Annotated in this window: 5 protein-coding genes; 1 reads left to right on the top strand and 4 read right to left on the bottom strand. The window is 57.6% G+C overall.

All coding sequences use genetic code 11. The features are described from left to right. Positions 1-338: 338 nt before the first annotated feature. The 4 genes from EBBID32_RS04120 to EBBID32_RS04105 form a co-directional block, all read right to left on the bottom strand. On the bottom strand, positions 339-1,193 hold the full coding sequence (locus EBBID32_RS04120) for an FAS1-like dehydratase domain-containing protein (protein ID WP_037488664.1): 855 nt from the start codon (positions 1,191-1,193) through the stop codon (positions 339-341). After that, complete coding sequence (locus tag EBBID32_RS04115; RefSeq protein ID WP_006951086.1) at positions 1,193-2,788, bottom strand: acyl-CoA dehydrogenase family protein; 1,596 nt, start codon at positions 2,786-2,788, stop codon at positions 1,193-1,195. The genes EBBID32_RS04120 and EBBID32_RS04115 overlap by 1 nt, the downstream gene beginning before the upstream one ends. A gap of 182 nt (positions 2,789-2,970) precedes the next feature. After that, positions 2,971-4,170 (bottom strand): CoA transferase, encoded by a 1,200-nt coding sequence (locus EBBID32_RS04110; RefSeq protein WP_006951085.1) that lies wholly within the window; start codon positions 4,168-4,170, stop codon positions 2,971-2,973. Between the two features lie 206 nt (positions 4,171-4,376). Further along, positions 4,377-5,207: a phytanoyl-CoA dioxygenase family protein gene (locus EBBID32_RS04105; protein WP_037488662.1), complete on the bottom strand. Its 831-nt coding sequence runs from the start codon at positions 5,205-5,207 to the stop codon at positions 4,377-4,379. Between the two features lie 165 nt (positions 5,208-5,372). Between EBBID32_RS04105 and EBBID32_RS04100 the strand changes: the two genes are divergently transcribed. Continuing rightward, positions 5,373-5,951: a TetR/AcrR family transcriptional regulator gene (locus EBBID32_RS04100; protein ID WP_196805583.1), complete on the top strand. Its 579-nt coding sequence runs from the start codon at positions 5,373-5,375 to the stop codon at positions 5,949-5,951. The last annotated feature ends 6 nt before the right edge of the window (positions 5,952-5,957 follow it).

Raw genomic sequence — 5,957 nt, 5'->3', positions numbered from 1 at the left:
GGAACCCGCCGGATGGATACGCAGAACCTGGATCTTGAACATCAGGACCGGATCGAACGGTGGCCAGTCGCCCTTGCCGCGTGCGCTTCGACGCAGAGCCGCTGACAACGGGCCACAGAACACCTCGAAGTCCACAACCGTCGCCTGGCGCTCAAGCGCATCACCTGCCGCGCTCAGCGCCTCGTATTGGTCCGAAAGATCGAAACAACTCGGCTACGCTGCCATCATTGCCTCCGCTGTCGTGTAAAGACAGTGAATCAGTTCAAGCCGCTATGCGCCAGTGGTTTTTCGAGGTGTCCAAATGGCGCCGACATCTCGCGCAAAGTGGCCGCGACCGGTCATTTCAATGTAGCGTTCGCTCCCATGATGTTCCGACCATCGTTCGCGAAGGCCCCCAATTCAACTCCATCGCCGCTTCGGCGCAACACCAGATGCAATTCTTCCCCGCAAATTGCCGGGGAATTTCCACGGAAGGTAAAGCTATTCAGCGCGTTGTCGCCGAATTCGCGAGCGGCAAGATTCAGCAGGAGAGTGGCAGTGAGTGGACCATGCACGACTAGTCCGCGATATCCCTCCGCGTCTTTTGCATAAGGAAGATCATAATGAATTCGATGACTGTTGAATGTCAATGCCGAGAACCGGAACAGTAACGGTTCGGTGGGGACGACGAGGCGATGGGCGTGCCAAGCTGATATATTGAATTGCCCGTCCCCAAGGGGGGGCGGAATCACGGCCCCTCCAGGCGCGGATGCCTCCTTGTAGACGATCGACTGCGTTTCGCTCACCGCAAGGCCGCTGGCACCGTGAATTTCATGAGCAAGTTCGACGAAGACCAATGATCCCGAAGCTCCCTGCTTGGCCTTGATTGAGGAAACCTTCGCAATACGGCGAACAGCCTCTCCGACGAGCAGCGGCTTGTGAAATTCGACTGCGCTCGAGGCCCACATGCGGCGCGGCAAGGCTACCGGAGGCAGGAAGCTTTGCGGACTGTCGTTACGCTTGGCATGGCCATCAATGCCAAGGTCCGCCGTGGCTGAATCGGGAAGACACAAGCACCAGTGAAACGCTTGCGGCACTGCGCTATCGGCTGAGGCTACTCGATCAAGTGTAGCCAGCCAATGATTAACGTGGGCCTCGTCGACCCGATCGGCGCGATGCTCTTGGCGTCCGATCCATTCACTCCATTCGTTCATCAGTTGTGCCCCCCGATCAGCCCTCTGGCGATTACCTGTGCTTGAATCTCGGCTGCGCCCTCAAAGATGTTCAGAATACGGGCGTCGCACAGAACCCGGCTGATTTCGAATTCAGTGGCATAGCCGTTGCCTCCGTGGATCTGCAATGCCGCGTCTGCGGTTGCCCAGGCTGCCCGCGCAGCAAGCAACTTGGCCATTCCCGCCTCGATGTCGCAACGTTTGCCCAAGTCCTTCGCGCGAGCAGCCGAGTAAGTTAACTCGCGCGACAGAACCATGTCGACCAAGCCCATCGCCAGCTTATCGGCAACACGCGGAAAGTTGAGAATAGCTTTGCCGAACTGCATGCGATTGACTGCATAGTCGACCCCTAGTTCGAGCGCGCGACGCGTAACGCCGACGGCACGGGCGGCAGTTTGGATGCGCGCTCCCTCGAAAGTCCGCATCAACTGCTTGAAGCCCTGTCCCTCCTCGCCTCCAAGCAACGCATCTGAGGGCGCACGCATGCCATCGAATGCAAGCGCGTATTCGCGCATGCCCCGATAGCCAAGTACCTCAATTTCGCTGCCCGCCATCCCCTCTGCCGGAAAAGGGTCGGCCGCTGTGCCGCGCGGCTTGGGGACCAACAGCATCGACAATCCAGCATAGCCCTTCTCTTGGGGAAGAGTGCGGGCGAGCAAGGTCATGAGGTCCGACCGACTGGCATGCGTGATCCATGTCTTCGCGCCGTCGATGACCCAACTGCCATCTCCAGCGTGCCTCGCGCGGGTCTGAAGTGAGCCAAGATCCGAACCGACATCGGGTTCGGTGAACACTGCGGTCGGTAGCACTTGTCCACTCGCAATCTTCGGTAGCCAATGCTCCTTCTGGGCCTGGGTACCTCCCAGTACGATCAGTTCGCCAGCAATCTCGCTGCGCGTACCAAGAGATCCTGCGCCGATCCAACCGCGAGACAGCTCCTCGGTAATCAGGCACATGACCAGCTTGCCAAGCCCAAGCCCGCCAAATTCTTCCGGTATGCAGACTCCGAAGGTACCTAACTCCGCCATCCTGCTGACAATTTCGTCAGGGATAAGCTCGTTCGCCAGATGCCATCGGTGCGCTTGGGGGAGGATTTCCGCATCGGTGAACCGGCGATAATTGCTGCGAATCGCATCGAGCTCGGTGTCATGAAAGGTCTCTGATGGCCACTGTCCGTCAGCAAGCGATCTCGCCACATCGGCACGCAGATCGATTTGCTGAGCGGAAATGCAGTCGAGCGCGACCCCTCGCAGAGCCGTTGCGGCTTCGTGCAGGTCAAGGTCAAACGGACGGAATATCTCGTTCTGCGCCATCGGCAGTCCGCCAATCAGTTGCGAGACTGTCTCCGCGCATGCCAGGCGCACAACCTTCTCGTCTAGCGGATTGGCGCCGCCCGAACTTTCAAGCCAGTCGGCCACTGCCTCCAGTGCGGCGACCGACGTTGCTACCCATGCGAAACCATGCGCAGCGCGCTGTTCCCTATCAATAGGGTTTGACGCCAGGCGCTTCACCAAAGCATCCAACGCTGCGCTGCGATATGCCCGGGCGCCTTCGATCACACGAGCCAGATTATGCATAATGCGCTTCCTTCAGTGTCGTGGCCAGCCTGTGTTCGCCGCCGCTCCTGGTCATAGGCGCGTGGCACGTGCCGTGCCTATTTCACGCAATGGTTTGGCCAGATCACTTTCGCGATTGGCCTCAATCAACTGCAAGTCAGCAGGTTATCCGTTTCGCATGCACGGCAGCATGCTTGGCCGTGTCATTTGTCGGTTCCTACTATCCCGCCGTCGATCAGACGACTGATCGTGCCCGCATCCAAACGCAGTCGCTCAGCAAGCACTTGTTCGCTGTGCTGACCGTTGCGCGGCGCGGGCCGAGGGGAAGATCGCTCCACCTGCGGAATGGTAGCGAAAGACCCCGCCGCAGGGTACCGAAGTCCGCTGGGATTTGGCGCCTGTCCAAAGATTGGGTTGTCCGCCACCAGGGACGGGTCATTTACCGCTTCCTGCATCGTCCGGTAGGCGGAATGCACTATCCCGCCGTCGTCCAGCGCGGTGACAAGATCCTTATAAGTCCGGCTTGCGATCGCCGTACAAAACAGCGGCATCAATGCATCGCGGTGGACGAAGCGCAAACCGTTGTCAGTTGCGAAGCTTACCCCACGCTCGGCTTCCAATCGAGAGACTGAATCACCTAAATTCAGTGCCGAAACCAGATTGACCCATTGCCGTGGCGTGACCACGACAATCATTGTCCGAATCCCATCGGCGGTCACAAAGTCGCTGCCGAACAGTCCATAGACGACATTTCCAAGCCGCGGGCGGTCCGATTTCGTGTAATTCATTTCGGCCACGCCGCCGAGATTGGCGACCGTGCCAATTGCCACATCGGACAAGGGCACTCTCACTTCACAACCATCGCCCGTGGCATCACGGCGACGCAGCGCTGAAACCAGTGCGAATGCACTGTATGCACCAGTCAACAAGTCCCAAGCAGGCAAGACGTGATTGACCGGCTCTGGTCCGGCTCCTGTCATCATGGGATAACCGACAGCATTGTTGACTGTGTAATCAAGCGCGGGCGATCCATCGGGCCAACCCATGACGCGCACAGTGATGAGATTGGAACAGCCCGCCGCCAGTCGTTTGTGACTCAAAAAACCTTCGGCCGGGAAGTTCGTGATCAACTGACCTGTTGCACGCACAAGCGCTTCCAGCAACTCCCGGCCTTCCGGCCGGCCCAAGTTGAGAGCGACTGACTTCTTTGCGCGATTGAGGTTTTCCCAGTAAAGAGAATCGCCCGCCTCGGTAATAGGCCATCGATGAAAATCCGGCCCCCCTCCGATCTGATCGACACGGATGACTTCCGCACCCATCTGCGCGCAATAGAGACCTGCGGAAGGCGATGCGACGAAGGACGAAGCTTCTATTACGGATAAGCCATTCAACAGGTCGTACATTGTGACTTTGATCCTTTGTGGTCACTAGGCATCCGGCTGTCGCAGGGTATCGGGAGTTGAATGGCGACAGCCTGATGGCTCATTCAAAATGGCAAAAAGCCGTGTATGATCACCAATGAGGTTGGATCATACACGGCCAAAGCTCAGTGCATTCCGCTATCCGTTGCCGCCAATTGTCGGCCCATGGATGTGGGCATGCCTTGATGTCACGAAGTGGCATCGTAGATTACTGGGAAGTTGGGATGTTCGATCACGTCCCACGGCTTTAGGCCGAGGCCATTCGTGTAGAAGCTGTCGGCACCGGTATACCTCGTGTCGGCTGGCAAATACATGCCGATGAATGACCAGCGAGGACGGTTGGTGAGATTCGGCCCAGTTCCATGTATCATCAAATTAGTGTGCACCGTCGCATCGCCGGGCTGCAAGGCAATCGGGTCTGTCTTGGTGCAGGTCTTCGCTATGTGAGGCTCCCAGCTCTGGAGCGTTTCAGGATCAAGCAGGTTACCCAAGTTCCCCAGCTTATGCGATCCGGAGTAGAACTCCAGCGCCCCCATATCGGGCGTGACCTCGTCCAAGGCGATCCAAACATTCATGGTATTGCCCTCGAATGCCATGTGCTGAGTGGTATCCTGGTGGAAGTCGGTCCCCTTGCCGCGGTCAGTATCTCCCGGCAGCTTGCACGTCAGGTTGTTGAGGGTCATCCGAATCGAACTCTCGCGACCGAACAGACGCGCGGCATTGCGCCCGATTTGCTCAGACGACGCTAGTTTGCGAAAAGCTTCATCCATTTCGGAAATCGGCACAGCCGTTCGGAACCATCCTTGCGTCTTCACCTTGAGCATGGAATTCTCGGAAATCGGATCAAGGTTGGTGCGGCCATCTTCCCCGAACAGGCCCTTCGCCCTCCTCAGGAGTTCTGCCGCCGCAGATCTGTCGATAAGATTCGGCAACTTGACCCAACCATGCTCGAAAAATGACTCAACCTCTTCCTGCGTGACTGCCCGAACCTTGATGTCTTCGATTGCTTCTACCGTCATTGTTACACTCCTCGGTGAAATCCGCCTGCACCGGCAAAAGCCATCTTGGCGCTGCCCCTTATTGTCCACATGGGCAGTAAGGGGCTATTTGGCATAATGAGGTTTGTCAAGCTCGGATTCGGGAGCCATATGGTGCCAAACGGTTGCTGGTTGCTAGGACGGCTAATGCAAAAAAGAAGAAGGTTGCGCCCTGAACAATCGAAGGCATTGATCTTCGAGGCAGCGGAGCGACTCATCGCCAGTCAAGGCGCTGCATCATTGACCGTAAGAGGAATTGCAGCCGAGGCGGGCATGAACCCCTCCCTGGTGCGTTATTATTATGAAAGCACGGAAGACCTGCTGATCGCATTCTTCAGGCAGATGGCTGAAGAGCATTCTCGCAAGGTCGAGGAAGCATTATGCGCGCCGCACCCGCTGCGTGCACTGTGGAATCTCCATACCCGCGCCCCGAGCGGCCTTTTGACAATGGAAATCATGAGCTTGGGGCACCGCTATGAAAGCATCCGTGAAGAGTTGGTCAGGCATATGGATGCCGTCCGCAAGCATGTTTCCCGCGCACTTCAGGACAAGCTTTCCGGAGAGGCCTCCTGTTTCGGCACGAACTCCCCTTCCGGAGCAGCCTTTATTTTCCTCGCAACCGCTGCCGCCCTCATTGCCGACCGGGGAATCGGCATCCACTCAGGTAACGCCCAGGCAGAGGAGATTGTGGAATGCTGGTTGGACAAAGTGGAAAGCGCCATGTGATGCAGG

The sequence above is a fragment of the Sphingobium indicum BiD32 genome (assembly GCF_000382885.1).
Lineage (GTDB): Bacteria > Pseudomonadota > Alphaproteobacteria > Sphingomonadales > Sphingomonadaceae > Sphingobium > Sphingobium japonicum_C.
This window is presented reverse-complemented; position numbering and strand designations above follow the sequence as displayed.

What these genes read in the sequence shown, in the direction of transcription:
- EBBID32_RS04120 (WP_037488664.1), bottom strand. Translation starts at nt 1,193, where the DNA reads ATGAACGAATGGAGTGAATGGATCGGACGCCAAGAGCATCGCGCCGAT.
- EBBID32_RS04105 (WP_037488662.1), bottom strand. Translation starts at nt 5,207, where the DNA reads ATGACGGTAGAAGCAATCGAAGACATCAAGGTTCGGGCAGTCACGCAG.
- EBBID32_RS04115 (WP_006951086.1), bottom strand. Translation starts at nt 2,788, where the DNA reads ATGCATAATCTGGCTCGTGTGATCGAAGGCGCCCGGGCATATCGCAGC.
- EBBID32_RS04100 (WP_196805583.1), top strand. Translation starts at nt 5,373, where the DNA reads ATGCAAAAAAGAAGAAGGTTGCGCCCTGAACAATCGAAGGCATTGATC.
- EBBID32_RS04110 (WP_006951085.1), bottom strand. Translation starts at nt 4,170, where the DNA reads ATGTACGACCTGTTGAATGGCTTATCCGTAATAGAAGCTTCGTCCTTC.